The following is a 16,700-nucleotide window of genomic DNA, read 5'->3' as shown; positions in this document are numbered from 1 at the left end:
ATGAGATTTATCTTCGATGAACTTCGTTTCCCGTACCTCGAAATGACGACGTGAGAAAGTTGTACCTTATCCCGAAGGCATTAAATCATTTTGGGCGGACCTCTATCCAAAGAATACTCAAAGAATTTTTGCGAATATTTATGGTAGGTTGAAAATCTTTTTTGAATGATAAAAAACAGATTTTTTAAAATCCTAAAAAAAGAATTGATGGAAGATCTAGATAGAAAGATTGATAAATCAGAAGCTGTATCTAAATCTTCAAGAGGAGCTAAAAGTTCATAATCAAGATGAGCAGAAGCTATGTTTTCAAGCAATTCATCCCTGAAATTAGCATTGTGCCAGGTAAGGTTTTGTAAAATACCTTTTTGGAAATCAGACCGGCTAAAAGCCATTAAATATGTTCCGCCATCTTTGGCAGGGCCAATGCAAATATTCCCGTTTTTTAAAGCTTGATCAGCCTGTAGGATTTGTTGGATAGAAAGTTCAGGGGTATCATCACCCACAACAATAATCTGTTCAAATCCCGATGCAAAAATCTGAGCAACAGCACCATTTAACCGATTTAAAACATCTTCTCCAAATATCTTACCGTTGCTTATCTGAAAATCAAGCTTAGTTTTCCTGATTTCTGACAGGGTTTTAAAAAACAAAAGACGTTGTACCGCAGCAGATTTCTTTTTACTGGAAGAAAACGACTTTACGCCAGATTTCCCCCTTGTAAAATAAAGGACACAGGTTTTAGATTTTTGAAGGTTTTGTTTCAAATTTTTTATAATTAACTGATGTTTTTTAGGAACCACAAAAAGCATTAAGAGTTTAAACGGAGAACATTAAAGCTAAACAGTTATTTCATTAGACTTTGTGTGTTTTCTCAATTATCTCTTTGGTTAAAAACAACTAAGTTATCTCCCCGCCACAGCTACTTCCTGCCCCAGCAGTACAGCCATAGCAATGGTTATTGATAATGATTTTGCGGTCCATAATTTCCTCAAAATCGAAATCATTTATGTGTTTGGCTTTTCCAGTAAATTTTAGATCTAGCATTTGGTTAAAATCACAATCGTACATAAAGCCATCCCAGCTAATGCTTATGGTGTTTTTACACATCAATCCATCCAAAGTAGAAGGGTTAAATGCGTTTACCAGTTCATGCATATAGTCCAGATATTTATTAGTTTCCAATAAATAATCCAAAAAACGACTTACCGGTAAATTGGTAATTGCAAATAAACTGTTAAATACGATATCAAACTTGCGTTTCAGCTGTCTTTTAAATTCGGCTTCCATCGAAGCTTGGTCGCCTGGTAAATATGCACCGGAAGGGTTATAAACCAGATCAATGATTAAACCGCTTCCTTCTTGGCCATAACCAACGGCGTTTAACTTTTGCAAAGCTGCAATAGAATCTTCAAAAACGCCGTCTCCGCGTTGTGCATCTGTGCGCATTGCAGAGAAAGACGGTAAAGAAGAAATTACGTGTACATTGTTCGCTTTAAAAAAGTCGGGTAAATCATGGTATTTCTTATTAGCCATAATAATGGTAAGGTTACACCTAACCATAACCTCAATATCGGCTTTTGTACATTCTTCCACAAACCATCTAAAATGGGCGTTCATTTCTGGTGCACCACCTGTTATATCAACTTTTTTAAAGTTATAGGTCTTAATCAGATAAAGGCATCTTTCTAAAGTTTCAAAAGACATGTTTTCCTCTTTTCTATCTGGCCCTGCATCCACATGGCAGTGTGAACAAGTTTGGTTGCAGAGTTTACCAATGTTGATTTGGAAAATTTCAAGATCAGAAACTTTTATGGCATCAACACCAAAAGATTTTATTTTTTTATGAAAGCTTTCATAGGCACCATCATGTACATCTTTTTGGGATAATACTTTTAGTTGATAAAAAGTATCGTTTAGTGCATTTCCTGATGCTTTTAAAGATTTTGAGATTTGTTTAACGCCCATAATTACATCGTTTTATCTTTTACATGGTTCATCATTTGTACCCCAAAAACCAAAGTTGCGCCACTTTTTATAGCAGCCGCCACATGAACGGCTTCCATCATCTGTTCCTCATCTGCACCTTTTTTAAGGCAATCTGAAGAATAGGCATCAATGCAATAAGGGCATTGGACCGCATGTGCAACCGCCAAGGCGATAAGGGATTTTTCTCTTACCGTTAAAGCTCCTTCTTTAAAAACTTCATTATAATAATCGAAGAATTTATCGCCTAAGGGTTTTTGGAACTCTGTAATGTTTCCAAATTTCTTCAAATCTTCTGAGTCAAAATAATTTGCCATAGCGTATGATTTTTTTAAAACGACCTTAAAATGTCGTTCAGTTTTTAATAAATAAAAATTGATTTTATTTAAGCGTTTTGATTAATTAAATAGAAAAAGGTGGGGCTTTTAAAAAAGAACTGCCAATTAAGAAAACCCTTTGAGGGTTACTTTTATATATTATTCTAGGTATAAAACAATATTCGTTAATGATATTTATCAAAACCTTAACTACATAATTTTCGCATTCTAATAAAAAAACTTTTTTATGGTCAACTTCAGTTTTCATTTCCAATTGCAAAAAATCAGAACCGAAACTAGATTTTAATTCTTTATAAGTATTGTTGGTTTGCCATTTAACGTTCTCAAAAGCATATTTGTCAAAATGCGATCTTGGGATGCCTATCAGATAAGTACCACCATCTTGTGTTGGCCCTAAAACTACTTTGCCATTCTCGGTTTCGCTTATCGCATTTTGTAGATTATCCAACGTTAAATTGGGGCAATCGTTACCTATACAAATAACATTTTGATAGCCTTTTGCATAAATATCCTCAAAAGCATTGGCAATCCTTTGGCCAAAAGTTGTTCCGTTTTGGTGGTAAGTGTCAATTAAGAAGGTATCTGCCGTAGTTTGCTTAGAAAGCTTAAAAAAGTGTTGCGTTAAAAAGGCGGATATCCTTTTTGTGGCTCTTTTAGACGATAAATAGGATAAACTTTTGACCCTTGCCTCAAAATCTGGCAAATGTGCAAAAAGTATGATCGCTGATTTATTCATTAAAAATTTGCTAGTTTTTTTACAATTACGATGTAAATCTCACATCGGTTTTGCAAAATAATCACGAATGTAATCATTTCTATCAAAAAAATTGGATGTTAAAACATTTAAACCGTTTCTGAAGAAAAAAGGATCTATTAAAACGATATTCTTCTATATGATAATATGTTCATATATTTGTGTCGTTATGACAGAAATACAGCAAAGAAACCTCACTCCAGAAAAATTGGAGAAAGCCGCCTATATTTTAAAAACGGTTGCACACCCAATTAGGTTAGGTATCATCAACCTATTAGATGCCCATGAACAATTGAGCGTTAATCAGATAGGGGAGTACTTAAAGTGCGAGCAATCTTTATTGTCTCATCATTTAACAAATATGAAGATCAAAGGCTTGCTAAAAGCTGATAAACAGGGCGTACAGGTTTTTTATTCTTTAAGGGAAAAGGATTTGATCAAGCTTTTAGATTGTATGGAAAACTGTAACTGCAATATGTAATGGGATTTCATATTTATCTTACTTATTTTTTGGCTTTGTTTATAGGCATCTCCTTAGGCTTAACAGGTGGCGGGGGTTCTATTTTAACCGTACCCGTTTTGGTTTATGCCGCTAGGTTAGAACCCGTTATAGCCACTGCTTATTCTTTGTTCATAGTTGGGTTTACATCTTTGGTTGGTGCCTTTGGGTATATCAAAAAAGGAATAGTTAATATAAGGATGGCTATAATCTTTGCTGTTCCGGCTTTTATCACCGTTTGGTTAATGCGTAAATTTGTGATACATGCTATGCCCGCCCAGTTATTTACCATAGGTAATTTTACGCTAACCAAAGATTTATTCTTGATGCTCTTTTTCGCCTTGATTATGCTGATCTCTGGTTTTAAAATGGTGCACAACATAAAAAAAGATTCAAGAGAATTTAAAGAGATTAACTATGGTTTAGTATTGATAAATGGAATTGTGGTTGGTATATTATCTGGTTTGGTGGGCGCTGGTGGAGGTTTTTTGATTGTTCCGGCCTTGGTGTTTTTTATGGGTTTGCCCATTCATAAGGCAGTGGGGACATCGCTATTGATAATAGCCATAAATTCTTTGATCGGCTTTACGGGCGATATTTTAAACCTGCCATATATAGATTGGCAATTTTTGTTTGTTTTTTCGGCCATATCTTCTTTAGGGATTTTCTTTGGGATTTACCTTAACCAATATTTGAATAGTGAAAGATTAAAAAAAGTATTTGGGTATTTTGTTTTGATAATGGCTGTTGTTATCCTTTTTAAAGAATTATTATAGGAACAATCTTTCTATTGAAATTGATTAAATATGGAAAAATTAGATTCAAATTATTGGAACGATAGATACATTAACCAACAAACCATTTGGGATTTGGGAGAAATATCGTCTCCAATTAAAACATATATTGATCAGCTAAAAAATAAAGATTTAAGCATTTTAATTCCGGGGGCTGGTAATGCTTATGAAGCACTTTATCTTTTGGATAAAGGTTTTTCAAATGTTACAGGAATAGATTTTGCTGTTTTGCCTTTGCAGAATTTAAAACTAAAGCTAAAAGATATCGAGAAAGCTCATTATCATTTAATCAATGATGATTTTTTTAATCATCGGGGAACATACGATTTAATTTTAGAACAAACTTTTTTTTGTGCTATCAATCCAAAATTGAGATTAGATTATGTAAATCATTGTCATCAATTGCTGAATAATAATGGCAAAATAGCAGGTTTGTTATTTAACAAAAATTTTGGATCAGAGGGCCCGCCATTTGGTGGAAACGAAATAGAATATAGGGAATTGTTTAAGAATAAATTTGAAATAAAAATAATGGAAGTAGCCTATAATTCAATAACACCAAGACAAGGTTCTGAATTATTTGTGATTTTTTGTAGTGATAACCCTCGGGTTATCCTATAAAATTTGCAAGGTTTTGCGTGAGGGATTGCAGCGAAAATCCTTTTTTGTTATCCTGAGCGTAGTGGAAGGAAAACAAAAAAGATTGTAGCGTAAAGCCCGACCCGAGTTTTTTACGAGGGACACGCCCTAATAAAAGTTTAAGAGTTTTAAGTTTAAAGTAAAAGTTAATAAAAGTAAAAAGATGTAAGAGTCTCAAATCTCACATTTCAATACTCACATCTCAATAAAATGAAAATAGAGCAAATATATACAGGTTGTTTGGCGCAAGGAGCGTATTATATAGAAAGCGATGGCGAGGCGGCCATTGTTGATCCTTTACGCGAGACCTTGCCCTATATTGAAAAAGCAGCACAAAACAGTGTTAAGATCAAATATGTTTTCGAGACACATTTTCACGCAGATTTTGTGAGCGGCCATGTAGATCTTGCACAGAAAACAGGGGCAACAATTGTTTACGGCCCTACCGCAAAAACTGGTTTTAATGCCCATATAGCCAAAGATAATGAAGAGTTTAAGGTGGGTAAAATTACCATTAAAGCCTTGCATACACCTGGGCATACGCCAGAATCTACTACGTATTTATGTGCGGACGAAGGCGGAAAACCTTATTGCATTTTTACCGGGGATACGCTTTTTATAGGTGATGTTGGCAGGCCAGATTTGGCGCAAAAGTCTGAAAATGTTACCGCAGAAACTATGGCAGCCGAACTTTACGACTCTTTGAGGGAGAAAATTATGCCTTTACCAAATGATATAATAGTTTACCCTGCCCATGGCGCTGGTTCTGCCTGTGGTAAAAACATGAGCAAAGAAACGTTTGATACTTTAGGTCATCAAAAAGAAACAAATTATGCTTTAAGCGATATTTCTAAAGCAGATTTTATTAAAGAACTTACCACAAATATTTTACCCCCACCGCAATATTTCCCTAAAAATGCGAAAATGAACAAGGAAGGAATTGATGCCATTGACGAAATTTATGAGAGAGGGTTAAATGCTTTGGAACCGAATGAATTTGAGCAAGCGGCTAATGCAGCCGGTGCTTTAATTTTGGATGTTCGCAGTATTATGGCTTTCGCCGATGCCTTTATCCCAAACTCGATTTTTATAGGTTTGGATGGACAGTTTGCGCCTTGGGTTGGGGCTTTAATTACGGATTTAAAGCAACCTCTTTTATTAGTTGTTGATGAAGGCAGAGAAGAAGAAGCCGTTAAAAGATTAGCTCGTGTAGGTTACGATTATACCATCGGGTATTTAAAAGGCGGAATGGCGGCTTGGAAAGCTGCTGGAAAACAAGTGGATTCAGTAAAAGCGGTTTCTGCTCATGAGTTAAAAGTTTTGGTCGAAAAACAAAAGTTAGAAGTTTTGGATGTAAGAAAACCGGGCGAATATGATGCGGAGCATTTGGAATTTACACTAAGTCGCCCTTTGGATTTTATTAACGATTGGACAAACGAATTTGATAAAGAAAAGCCTTATTATTTGCATTGTGCCGGTGGTTATCGCTCTATGATTACCTCATCGATTTTAAAAGCCCGTGGTTATGAAGAGGTGATAAACGTTGATGGTGGTTTTTCGGCTTTGAAAGATGCGGGTTTTGAAACTACAGATTTTGTTTGTAAGAGTAAGAAAATGAAAGTTTAAAGTTATAGGTTTTGTTAGGGCGTTCCCCGATTGCTAACGCTCGGGGCGGGCTTTACACTTTATCTTTTTTGTTATCCTGAGCGGATTAAAAGGAGGAACAAAAAAAGATGCCGTTTCAATCTCTAACGCAAAAAAAAATGAAATCTCGGTATTTATAATCACAGATCGAAATAAAGTAAATAAAGAATGGTCTGTGAAGACAAACCATGGTAATAAAAAATTAAATAAAAATATGAATTCTACCCATATCTCAATACTCAAATCTCATATCTAAAAGTTATGTTAGAAATCATCAAACAACCTTGGCCCTGGTACGTGTCAGGTATATTAATAGGATTGACCGTACCCGCTTTATTATTAATCGGAAATAAATCTTTTGGGGTATCCTCTTCATTGCGACATATTTGTGCCGCTTGTTTGCCCTCAAAAATCCCGTTTTTCAGTTACAATTGGAAAAAAGAAATCTGGAACCTTTTTTTTGTTGCAGGAATTTTGTTGGGAGGATTTATTGCAGTTCAGTTGCTGTCAAACCCAGAACCTATCCAAATTGCCGCAAGTACAAAAGCACAATTAGCGGCTTTGGGAGTAAAAGATTTTAGCGGCTTAATGCCGATGGATTTATTTGGGGTTGACCAAATTCTATCTTTAAAAGGATTGATTTTTATGGTTATTGGTGGCTTTGCGGTAGGATTTGGAACCCGTTATGCTGGTGGTTGCACATCTGGCCATGCCATTATGGGTTTATCAAATCTGCAATTGCCATCGCTTATTGCTACTATCAGTTTTATGGTTGGTGGTTTTGTTTCTACTTGGGTATTATTGCCTATCATCTTTAAACTTATCGCATAATGCAAGAAATAGAAGAATTTGTGATTGAGCATACTACAGATTGCGAAGCACCAAACGAACAAATAAAAAGAGAGAGTATATTTTCTAATGTTAAGTATTTGATTTTAGGGATCTTATTTGGGATAATATTTGTGAAGGCAGAGATTATTTCGTGGTTTCGCATCCAAGAAATGTTTCGGCTATCGGCATTTCACATGTATGGTGTTATTGGAACTGCTATAACAGTAGGTGCAATCTCTGTTTTCCTGATTAAAAAATTCAATATAAAAACCATAGACGGCGAAAGGGTAATTTTCCATCCCAAAACTTTTAACAAAGGCCAAATTTTTGGAGGATTGATCTTTGGTTTAGGCTGGGCCATAACTGGTGCTTGCCCCGGGCCCTTGTTTGCGCAAATTGGAAGTGGATTTTTGGCCGTGATCATTACTTTATTAAGTGCAATTGCAGGTACTTGGGTTTATGGGAGGTTTAGGGATAAACTAACGCATTAAATGAAGCCCGCTAAATTTTATATCTACCGCCACATCATCGCTTTAACCTTTTTAATTTTACTGGGATTAAGATTTGGAAAGCTGAGAGGAGTTTTGATAGTTATCATTATTTATTTGGTACTAAATATGGATGCTATTAAATGGTTTTTTAATAGATACTTTAGGAGCAAAGATTAAAGTGGTTATAATTAAGATGCAAGATAGGTGTAATACTTACCGATCAAAAAGACATTACTCATTGGAAATATTTTTGTAAATTAACACAATGAAAAAAGAGCAAGAAATACAATTGGATTTTGTGGTTGACAAACTGACCAATTCCATCCAAAACACTATTTCTGGGGACAGTTTCCAAACAGAAGTTGCAAGATTTACATTGAAAGACAGCAAACATATTACAGTTAAAAACGGCTGGAATTTCAATTGGAAAGCCGAACTAAAAGACGACGCCAAATAAGTTTACAAACTAACAATCACCAATAATTTAGACATTGTCCAAGGTTTATTAAGTATAACAAAAGAAACCGACCATGTTTTCATGAATCTTCTGGAAAATGCGCCTTTCAATATTGGAAGAAACAAACTCTATGAAGGCGTTGCGGGAAATTTAGTTGCCTTTGCTTGCAAACTTTCATTTCAATATGGTTTTGACGGTTTTGTTGCTTTTACAGCAAAAACTAAATTGATAAACCATTATGAAGAATCATTGGGTGCATATCATTTTGGCGGACACAGAATGATTTTGCCGACCGAATCATCAAAATTATTAGTTGAAAAATATTTTAAAACCTAAGATTATGGGATTTATAAGAGAACCAAAAGGAGTTGACTTCATAATTCAAAGTGAACCTTTAACAGAAAAAGAAAGAATCGAAATTAGCCAGTTTATTTTAGACTACAAATTAAAGAAATCAAAAACAGAACCGAAAAAAGTTGATAAGAAAAGTGCTAAACAGCTTTCATGAAAAGTATGAACACCTAGCAGCAAATTTGCATAAAATGGCTGACGGTGGTTCACGTTAATTCATCAGTTATTTATTTAATTTAGTGCGGTGAGACAACGTTTCTGCAAGAAATGCCATTTCTGCACAAATTAGCTAACCCATACAAGACACAAGAATGAAGATACAAGACACTAGCTTAAAGGCTAAAGTGTTAATGTTTGATGCTCAATACTCATTTCTCACTACGCAATACTCAATACTCAATACTCAATACTCAATACTCAATCCCAGCATCCACCACTTAATAATTGCTGATTAAATGACATTTTAAAGCGTTTAATCAATCGTTTTTACCTTCAATTTTCCTTAATTTTGCATCCTTAAAAACAAAAGCAGTTTTTAATTTTTATCAGCAGAGAAAGCTTTTTATGGGTAAAAAACAAATAGACCTTGGCGAACAAAGTGAAGTTGAAGTTTACGGGGCAAGGGTTCATAATTTAAAAAACATCGATATTTCATTTCCACGCAATAAACTGGTGGTAATAACCGGTTTAAGCGGTTCGGGGAAATCTTCTTTAGCGTTCGATACCATTTACGCCGAAGGGCAACGCAGGTATATGGAGACATTTTCGGCCTATTCTCGCCAGTTTATGGGCGGTATGGAACGCCCCGATGTGGATAAGGTTTCTGGTTTGAGCCCCGTGATCGCTATAGAACAAAAAACAACCTCTAAAAACCCAAGATCTACCGTTGGCACCATTACCGAGATTTACGATTTTATGCGTTTGCTTTTTGCCCGTGTGGGCGATGCTTACTCGTACAATACGGGCGAAAAAATGGTCAAAATGTCTGAAGACCAGATCTTGAAACAGATATTGACCCAATTTGATGGAAAACCCATCAATATTTTGGCCCCCGTTGTAAAGGGTAGAAAAGGCCATTATCGCGAACTTTTTGAGCAAATTAGAAAACAGGGCTATTTAAAGGTAAGGGTTGATGGCGAAATTTTGGACGTAATACCAAAAATGCAGTTGGACCGCTACAAAATCCATGATATTGAAACCGTTGTTGACCGTTTAATTGTAACCGAGAGCGATAAAAAGCGTTTATATACTTCCATACAATCTGCTTTAAAAATAGCCAAAGGGATTATTAAAGTATCTGATAAAGAGAATAATAGCTATCATTTCTCTAAGTTTTTGATGTGCCCAACAACGGGTGTGTCTTATGACGAACCCCAACCAAACTCATTCTCTTTTAATTCGCCCTATGGTGCCTGCCCAGAGTGCGATGGCTTAGGTTATATTTTTGATGTGGATGAGGAATCTGTTATCCCAAACAAAAAACTGAGCATTATTAACGGCGGTTTGGCCCCGCTAGGAGATTATCGTGAAACATGGATATTTCAGGTAATTAAAGCTTTGGGTAAAAAATATGGTTTTTCTTTATCCCAACCCATAGAAAAACTAGACCCTAAAGCCATCGATATTTTGCTTCACGGTATTGATGAATTGATCACGGTGCCGGTAGAATATAACAAGTGGAACGTCCAAAATTATCAAATACAATTTGATGGCATCATCAAGATGTTGGAAGAGCAAAACGATAAGAAGGGCGATCATGCAAACCACGATCTAGAAAGTTTTAGGGTTTTAAAGCAATGCCCCTTATGCGAAGGGGCAAGGCTTAAAAAAGAATCGCTACACTTTAAGGTAGATGAAAAAAACATCTTCGAGTTGGCTTCTATGGATATTACCAATCTGCAGAAATGGTTTGAAGGTGTAGAGGATAGATTGAGTGAGCGCCAAAATATCATCGCCAAAGAAATTTTGAAAGAAATTAGATCAAGGATCGGTTTTTTGGTGGATGTTGGTTTGGTTTATCTGACTTTGGATAGGACCGCAAGAACGTTATCTGGGGGCGAGGCACAACGTATCCGTTTGGCAACCCAAATTGGTTCCCAATTGATGAACGTGATGTACATTTTAGATGAACCTTCTATCGGTTTGCACCAAAGGGATAACGATAGATTGATCAAAGCTTTAAAAAACCTACGTGATTTAAGCAATACCGTTTTGGTGGTAGAGCATGATAAGGACATGATCTTGGAAGCCGATTATGTGATAGATATGGGCCCTGCCGCCGGTGTACATGGTGGCGAGGTTGTTGCACAGGGTACGGCCGCCCAAGTTTTGGCTTCTCATACCTTAACTGCTTCTTACCTAAACGGAGAAAGGGAAATCGCAATCCCCAAAAAAAGGAGGGAAGGGAACGGAAAAGTGTTATCGCTTAAAAAAGCATCGGGAAACAACCTTAAAAATGTAAGTGTAGATTTTCCTTTGGGGAAATTGATTTGTGTTACCGGTGTATCTGGGAGCGGAAAATCTACTTTAATTGGCGAAACTTTATATCCGGTTTTAAACAAACATTTTTTTAGGGCAAAGAAAACGCCGATGCCTTTTAAGGAGATCAAGGGTCTAGAGCATATCGATAAAGTAATAGAGATCGATCAAACCCCAATTGGGCGTACCCCAAGATCTAACCCATCAACTTATACGGGTGTTTTTTCTGACATCAGGAATTTATTTGTAGCATTACCAGAATCGCAGATTAGGGGCTACAAACCTGGTCGTTTTTCTTTTAACGTAAAAGGCGGAAGATGCGAAACTTGCCAAGGTGGCGGTATGAAGGTGATCGAGATGAACTTTTTGCCCGATGTGCAAGTTCCTTGCGAAGCTTGTGGCGGCAAACGTTACAATCGTGAAACTTTAGAGGTCCGTTTCCGTGGCAAATCTATTTCTGATGTTTTGGATATGAGCATTGAGGATGCCGTTGTGTTCTTTGAAAATATCCCATCCATTTATCGTAAAATAAAAACATTAACAGATGTTGGTTTGGGCTATATCACTTTGGGCCAATCTTCTACCACGCTTTCTGGTGGCGAGGCACAAAGGGTAAAACTAGCCACTGAACTTTCTAAAAAAGATACAGGAAACACATTTTATATTTTGGATGAGCCCACAACAGGTTTACATTTTGAGGATATAAATGTGCTCTTGGGCGTTATCAATTTAATTGTTGATAAAGGAAACACCGTTTTGGTTATAGAGCATAATTTAGATGTGATAAAAGTAGCAGATCATGTGATCGATCTAGGCCCCGAAGGAGGCTCTGGAGGTGGAAACATTCTTTATACCGGTACGCCAGAAGGATTGGTTAAAGTGAAAGAAAGCTTTACTGGTTTATTTTTGAAAAAGGAATTGGAAAATAGGATAGAGGTTTAATGAAATTTTGATTAAATTCATAATTATCAATTTTTTAGGATGTTAAAAAATGGAATATAAAGATTCAATCAATATTTCTAAGGTCTCTGAACCTGATGCGAATTTTGAGAAAGCCTAAATGGATTTATTGCGAAATGCAATGAAACATTCTTACAATGAGCGTTTTTTAATGATGACAAACTTAATGAAAATGAATAATTCTTTTAGGTCGGCAAAAATTAACCACAAGTCTGATAAATAATTCTTCATGGATATTTACGATGAAACTTTTATCAATTTTTGGAGGAGTCCAAATAAAATAGGTTTAAAATTCATTATGATTGGTGGGGTTGCAACAAATTTTCATGGATATTATAGAACCACTTCAGATATTGATATTTGGATTGAAGATACTTTTAGTAACAGGGAAAACCTTTATCAAGTATTAAGTATTTAAAAGTGTGGGATTGGGAGACTTCAAATCATTATTAACCATTCAGTTTATTCCTGGCTGTACAGACAGATTTCTATTTAGATAATGGAGTTAGGTTGGATATTACGACAACTGTTAAAGGCCTAGATCAATATACATTTAATCAGGCTTATGATATGGCCTCCATAGCAGAAATCGAAGATGTTAAAGTTCCATTTCTTCACATCAACCAGTTAATCTTGGCTAAAAAAGCCGCCAATCGCCCTAAAGATCAAATAGATGTAATGGCTTTGGAAAAGATAAAAAAATTACCTGAGGAGGAAGAAGATTAGACGGGTGTGTAAAATAAACTGTGTCATTATCTTATTTATCCCAAATTAAACTTTTGCTACTTAGGTTTTCCATCAGCATTTTAAAAGCTGGAATTTCTCCTAAAAGAAAAGCGAAATTTTCTTTTTGCCAGATCAGCACATTACTGCTTTCTATCGCATCGATATTGAAAAACGATGGGCTTGCATTTATATAACTTTCCCTATCGCTCATCCAACGGTTTTCATGGGCAAACTTTAAAGTATATTCTTTACCATTAGCATCTAATCTGTAAAGTCGTAATAGTCCTTTGCATACAAAAATGGTTTGTTTACAAATTTTTCCTTCTTGCAAAACTTTAGTTCCTTTTTTGTAATTAATTTCTTTTGATAGAGATTTAATCAGCTCAAATTCTTGTTCTGAAAATAGGGCTTTTTCTGCCAAGTAATTTTTAAATATTTGAAACAACAGGATATAAATATTTGATTAAATTAATCAGAAAAACTTAAAAAGTAAATAAACAGGATCAAAATGCCATTTTAACAATCGTGTGAACATAAATAAACCTCAATGAGTGGTAATCTCAATTAAATAATCAAACAGGTTGGTATCTGAAGAGACCTCTAGTTTTTTCCTTAGGCGATACCTGCTTACCTCTACCGCTTTATTGCTCACGCTCATTAACTGCGCTATTTCTTTTGAGCTTAGGTTCATCTTTAAATAAGCACAAAGCTTTAAATCATTGGCACTAAGCGCAGGTACTCTCTCTTTTAATTTACTTAAAAAGTTAGAGTGAACATGGTCAAAATGAACAGAAAAATGTTCCCAATCACTATCTGTTCTTTCTGCATCCCTTATCAGGGTAAGTATTTTTTTAAACTCTTCTGGGCTATCTTCAATATCTTCTGTTTTAACTATGGGCAGTAACTCTTCTTTTATTTTAGAAATCAGTTTGCCCCTTTGCATTAAGTGCATGGTAGCCGTTGCCAGCTCTTTGCTCTTATGGTTTACATCGGCCTCTAATTTCTCATTCCTTAGTTTTACTATTTCTTTTTCGTTATGCTCTAGCTCAAGCTGATATGCCTTTCTAATATATTCTTGTTCTTTTAAGTGTTTTTTCTTTTGCCGTTGTATCAAAAAGAAGATGAAGGCACACACCAAAATTAAACAGAACAGTTTAAACCACCAGGTTTGGTACCATGCCGGGTCAATATAGAACTTATAGGTTACGGCAGCAGACTCATTGCCTAAATTATTCCTCGCTTTTATTTTAAAAACATATTTGCCCGGCGGTAAATTGGTATAATCTTTCTCGCTTTTTGCGCTCCAAACAGACCAGTTATTATCAAAACCAGAAAGCATGTAGCTAAACTCTATATTATCCTGCTGCTCGTAAAAGGTAGAGGAATATTCAAGATGTAAAGAGTTGTATTGGTTGGCAAATAAATTTTTCTGGTTGGTATCTTGCTTTTTGCTTATCTTATTATTGGTTAAAAAGTAACCGCCAAAAACAATGCTGTCTTTTTCTCCTATTATTTTTACCTGTGTTAAAACCACATTTAAAGGTTTTATGTTTTTAAGGTAGCTTAGGTAATTGATATGGATCAAACCTTTGTTTGCACCAATAAATATATTTTGTTTATCATAAGGATAGATGTTTTCAAAACCTGCCAATACTTTTGATGTTAGCTCTGGGAAATAAATAATACTAAAACCCCTATTTCTTTCTTTTCTAGAAAAATCTACCACGCCCACGTGTTTGTTGCTCACAAACCAAATGTTACCGTATTGATCTTCATTTAGGTACTGGATTTGCATATCGCCAAAAATTGGTGCAAATGTTTTAGACTGCTCAAACCTTTCAGAGTCTTCATTAAATTCATAAATACCTTTAATAGTGGCAATAACTATTCTGTTCTTAACCTCGGCCACGTAATTTCCTAAAGAAGATGGCAAACCATTACCTGTATTAAAAAGCTGCTTTTCTAAAACATCTGTTTTATTATCGTTTAATTTGAACCTATAAATGCCCCTATAAGGGTGCGAAGCCCAAATCGCGTTTGTAGTTTCATCATAAACTATAAAACGCAGAGATTCGTTGATGTCTGGGATTTCTCGTTTATCTATAAAATTACCATCTAGGTAATTCATCAAAAGCAATCCGTTGTATGTACCTGCAACTATTTTTTTACTTAAAGAGAAATTGGAGAGTTTCTTAAAAATCCAAGTGCCTGGCGATTGATACAGCGCTTCTATTTTTGAACCAGTTAAATCGTAAGCTTTTTCTTCATTTGAAACGAGCAACTTATTATTGATAATATTCAAATTCCAAATCTGACCTTGGATGTTAGGGATTTCTGTAAAAGAATGATTTGAATACGATAGATCTTTATTTTTGAAATCTAGATCAGAATAAAACAGGCCATTAGATGTCCCTACATATAATTTATTATTCAATATCTTTGTTGCATAAGAACTGGTTTGTTTCTTTTTATCGGGATAAATATATTTTATGGCATTGTTAAAAGCTACAAAATCGATCCCATCATCTAAACCCAGCCAAATATTATGATTATGGTCTTGAAAAACGCTTCTCAAGTTGTTTTTTTGTAATCCTTCTACAGATGTAAATTTTTGTACTATCTCGCCTTTTTTATTTACAATTACGCAACCAGACGAAACAGTGGCAAAAGCATATAAATCATTGTTTACCGTTATCGCATCATAGATCTTATTGTTTTTGAAAAAAGATTGGTCTTTAGCATCCAATTTTGAAACCTTACCCTTAGAAATTAAAAACATACCATTGTTTTTGGTAGTTACCAATAAACTATCGTTGCTAAAGGGTAAGATGGCAGTAATGTAGTCGTTTTCAAAACTTTTGGACGATGCCAAGGTTTCCCAGGTATTTTTCTTTAAAACCAGTAAACCCGTTCCTAGATCTTGGGCATATATTTGATTATTTACGGCCCCTAAAAATTGCCAAGAGGTGTAGCTTTTATAAACACTAAAAACCCCGTTCTTTAGCAGCAATATTTTTGAGGTTGTTCTAAAATATATATCATTTTTTATAATTACGATATCCCAAATATCCTGTAGCAATCTTTCTTTTGCGGGTATCAAACTTTTTAACGAGTGATATTTCAATTTTCCGTTTTGATCTGGGAAAAAATAACCTATTTCGTCTTGGCCCCCAACATATATTTTTCCATCAGGGGCAATCTTTAGGGATCTAACAATTGTTTTGTTCGGTAGGGGATAGATGTTCCAATATTTGCCGTTATAGGTTATTAAACCTTCATTGTTGGCAAAATACATTATCTGGTTTTTATCTTGCCCTATGTCCCAGTTTTGAGTTCCTCCTTTATAATCAATAGAACTAAAATTTTTTATTTCTGGAACACCGATCTGAGCTTGTGTTTTACTAACAAAGAATAGAATGAAAATAATTATCGCAGTACGCTTCATCAATGGGATTTAAGATAAAAAGATTTAAAGTACAAAGTATGTAGTTAAAACTGATATTGACAACTCTATATATTTATTACATAGAAGTATCAAGATAAAATTTTGTTTTTTATAATTAATAAAAACTAAAGTACATTTTTATACAGTTGTAGTATTAATGTAGTGTCGAAATTTATACTTTTCGGTCTCTTTTTGGATCTTGTATGGCAATTATAGTGGTAGAGTGTTAGTACACTCCGACAAAGTGTTTCTACTTTTGTTGTAGATAAAATAATCTTACCTAAAAGATTATCATATCTATTTAACCAAT

The 16,700-nt window shown here is 35.0% G+C and carries 18 protein-coding genes; 12 read left to right on the top strand and 6 right to left on the bottom strand.

All coding sequences use genetic code 11. The annotated features are described in order from the left end of the window. Positions 1-80 precede the first annotated feature (80 nt). From I5M32_RS12815 to I5M32_RS12800, 4 genes are all read right to left on the bottom strand, one after another. On the bottom strand, positions 81-764 hold the full coding sequence (locus I5M32_RS12815) for a TIGR04282 family arsenosugar biosynthesis glycosyltransferase (RefSeq protein ID WP_200587012.1): 684 nt from the start codon (positions 762-764) through the stop codon (positions 81-83). A gap of 133 nt (positions 765-897) precedes the next feature. Further along, complete coding sequence (gene arsS, locus I5M32_RS12810; RefSeq protein ID WP_200587010.1) at positions 898-1,965, bottom strand: arsenosugar biosynthesis radical SAM (seleno)protein ArsS; 1,068 nt, start codon at positions 1,963-1,965, stop codon at positions 898-900. Positions 1,966-1,967: 2 nt separating this feature from the next. After that, entirely contained in the window at positions 1,968-2,300 is a 333-nt protein-coding gene (locus I5M32_RS12805) for an arsenosugar biosynthesis-associated peroxidase-like protein (protein WP_200587008.1), read from the bottom strand. A gap of 85 nt (positions 2,301-2,385) precedes the next feature. Beyond that, positions 2,386-3,057, bottom strand: coding sequence for a TIGR04282 family arsenosugar biosynthesis glycosyltransferase (locus tag I5M32_RS12800; RefSeq protein ID WP_200587006.1), 672 nt, complete (start codon positions 3,055-3,057; stop codon positions 2,386-2,388). Between the two features lie 187 nt (positions 3,058-3,244). Between I5M32_RS12800 and I5M32_RS12795 the strand changes: the two genes are divergently transcribed. The 12 genes from I5M32_RS12795 (at position 3,245) to I5M32_RS12740 (ending at position 12,945) form a co-directional block, all read left to right on the top strand. Further along, positions 3,245-3,556: an ArsR/SmtB family transcription factor gene (locus I5M32_RS12795; RefSeq protein WP_234461952.1), complete on the top strand. Its 312-nt coding sequence runs from the start codon at positions 3,245-3,247 to the stop codon at positions 3,554-3,556. Beyond that, positions 3,556-4,350, top strand: coding sequence for a sulfite exporter TauE/SafE family protein (locus I5M32_RS12790; RefSeq protein ID WP_200587002.1), 795 nt, complete (start codon positions 3,556-3,558; stop codon positions 4,348-4,350). Before I5M32_RS12795 ends, I5M32_RS12790 begins: the two co-directional genes overlap by 1 nt. A 30-nt stretch (positions 4,351-4,380) precedes the next feature. Continuing rightward, positions 4,381-4,989, top strand: a complete 609-nt coding sequence (locus I5M32_RS12785; protein ID WP_200587000.1) for a class I SAM-dependent methyltransferase — start codon at positions 4,381-4,383, stop codon at positions 4,987-4,989. A gap of 228 nt (positions 4,990-5,217) precedes the next feature. Beyond that, on the top strand, positions 5,218-6,633 hold the full coding sequence (locus I5M32_RS12780; RefSeq protein WP_200586998.1) for an MBL fold metallo-hydrolase: 1,416 nt from the start codon (positions 5,218-5,220) through the stop codon (positions 6,631-6,633). Positions 6,634-6,912: 279 nt separating this feature from the next. Further along, positions 6,913-7,482: a YeeE/YedE family protein gene (locus I5M32_RS12775; RefSeq protein WP_200586997.1), complete on the top strand. Its 570-nt coding sequence runs from the start codon at positions 6,913-6,915 to the stop codon at positions 7,480-7,482. Continuing rightward, positions 7,482-7,973, top strand: coding sequence for a DUF6691 family protein (locus I5M32_RS12770; protein ID WP_200586995.1), 492 nt, complete (start codon positions 7,482-7,484; stop codon positions 7,971-7,973). The genes I5M32_RS12775 and I5M32_RS12770 overlap by 1 nt, the downstream gene beginning before the upstream one ends. A gap of 265 nt (positions 7,974-8,238) precedes the next feature. Further along, entirely contained in the window at positions 8,239-8,430 is a 192-nt protein-coding gene (locus I5M32_RS12765) for a hypothetical protein (RefSeq protein WP_200586993.1), read from the top strand. A gap of 81 nt (positions 8,431-8,511) precedes the next feature. After that, positions 8,512-8,766, top strand: coding sequence for a hypothetical protein (locus I5M32_RS12760; protein ID WP_200586991.1), 255 nt, complete (start codon positions 8,512-8,514; stop codon positions 8,764-8,766). Further along, positions 8,744-8,938, top strand: coding sequence for a hypothetical protein (locus I5M32_RS12755; RefSeq protein ID WP_200586989.1), 195 nt, complete (start codon positions 8,744-8,746; stop codon positions 8,936-8,938). The genes I5M32_RS12760 and I5M32_RS12755 overlap by 23 nt, the downstream gene beginning before the upstream one ends. Before the next feature lie 407 nt (positions 8,939-9,345). Further along, on the top strand, positions 9,346-12,201 hold the full coding sequence (gene uvrA, locus I5M32_RS12750) for an excinuclease ABC subunit UvrA (protein WP_200586987.1): 2,856 nt from the start codon (positions 9,346-9,348) through the stop codon (positions 12,199-12,201). Between the two features lie 247 nt (positions 12,202-12,448). Continuing rightward, entirely contained in the window at positions 12,449-12,637 is a 189-nt protein-coding gene (locus I5M32_RS12745) for a hypothetical protein (RefSeq protein WP_200586985.1), read from the top strand. A gap of 92 nt (positions 12,638-12,729) precedes the next feature. Beyond that, positions 12,730-12,945: a hypothetical protein gene (locus I5M32_RS12740; protein WP_200586983.1), complete on the top strand. Its 216-nt coding sequence runs from the start codon at positions 12,730-12,732 to the stop codon at positions 12,943-12,945. Between the two features lie 31 nt (positions 12,946-12,976). Here the strand turns inward: I5M32_RS12740 and I5M32_RS12735 are convergent, their stop codons facing one another. Beyond that, a complete protein-coding gene (locus I5M32_RS12735; protein ID WP_200586981.1) occupies positions 12,977-13,390 on the bottom strand; it encodes a Crp/Fnr family transcriptional regulator in 414 nt (137 codons plus the stop codon). A gap of 99 nt (positions 13,391-13,489) precedes the next feature. Continuing rightward, positions 13,490-16,390 (bottom strand): helix-turn-helix and ligand-binding sensor domain-containing protein, encoded by a 2,901-nt coding sequence (locus I5M32_RS12730; RefSeq protein WP_200586979.1) that lies wholly within the window; start codon positions 16,388-16,390, stop codon positions 13,490-13,492. Positions 16,391-16,700 lie beyond the last annotated feature (310 nt).

This window comes from Pedobacter segetis (assembly GCF_016623585.1).
In the GTDB taxonomy this organism is placed as follows: Bacteria; Bacteroidota; Bacteroidia; order Sphingobacteriales; family Sphingobacteriaceae; genus Pseudopedobacter; species Pseudopedobacter segetis.
Note: the sequence above shows the minus strand (reverse complement) of the source record. Positions and strands in the feature narration are given on the sequence as shown.

Coding starts and splice junctions, on each gene's coding strand:
- arsS (WP_200587010.1), bottom strand. CDS start 1,965: ATGGGCGTTAAACAAATCTCAAAATCTTTAAAAGCATCAGGAAATGCA.
- I5M32_RS12805 (WP_200587008.1), bottom strand. CDS start 2,300: ATGGCAAATTATTTTGACTCAGAAGATTTGAAGAAATTTGGAAACATT.
- I5M32_RS12800 (WP_200587006.1), bottom strand. CDS start 3,057: ATGAATAAATCAGCGATCATACTTTTTGCACATTTGCCAGATTTTGAG.
- I5M32_RS12795 (WP_234461952.1), top strand. CDS start 3,245: ATGACAGAAATACAGCAAAGAAACCTCACTCCAGAAAAATTGGAGAAA.
- I5M32_RS12790 (WP_200587002.1), top strand. CDS start 3,556: ATGGGATTTCATATTTATCTTACTTATTTTTTGGCTTTGTTTATAGGC.
- I5M32_RS12785 (WP_200587000.1), top strand. CDS start 4,381: ATGGAAAAATTAGATTCAAATTATTGGAACGATAGATACATTAACCAA.
- I5M32_RS12780 (WP_200586998.1), top strand. CDS start 5,218: ATGAAAATAGAGCAAATATATACAGGTTGTTTGGCGCAAGGAGCGTAT.
- I5M32_RS12775 (WP_200586997.1), top strand. CDS start 6,913: ATGTTAGAAATCATCAAACAACCTTGGCCCTGGTACGTGTCAGGTATA.
- I5M32_RS12770 (WP_200586995.1), top strand. CDS start 7,482: ATGCAAGAAATAGAAGAATTTGTGATTGAGCATACTACAGATTGCGAA.
- I5M32_RS12765 (WP_200586993.1), top strand. CDS start 8,239: ATGAAAAAAGAGCAAGAAATACAATTGGATTTTGTGGTTGACAAACTG.
- I5M32_RS12760 (WP_200586991.1), top strand. CDS start 8,512: ATGAATCTTCTGGAAAATGCGCCTTTCAATATTGGAAGAAACAAACTC.
- uvrA (WP_200586987.1), top strand. CDS start 9,346: ATGGGTAAAAAACAAATAGACCTTGGCGAACAAAGTGAAGTTGAAGTT.
- I5M32_RS12745 (WP_200586985.1), top strand. CDS start 12,449: ATGGATATTTACGATGAAACTTTTATCAATTTTTGGAGGAGTCCAAAT.
- I5M32_RS12730 (WP_200586979.1), bottom strand. CDS start 16,390: ATGAAGCGTACTGCGATAATTATTTTCATTCTATTCTTTGTTAGTAAA.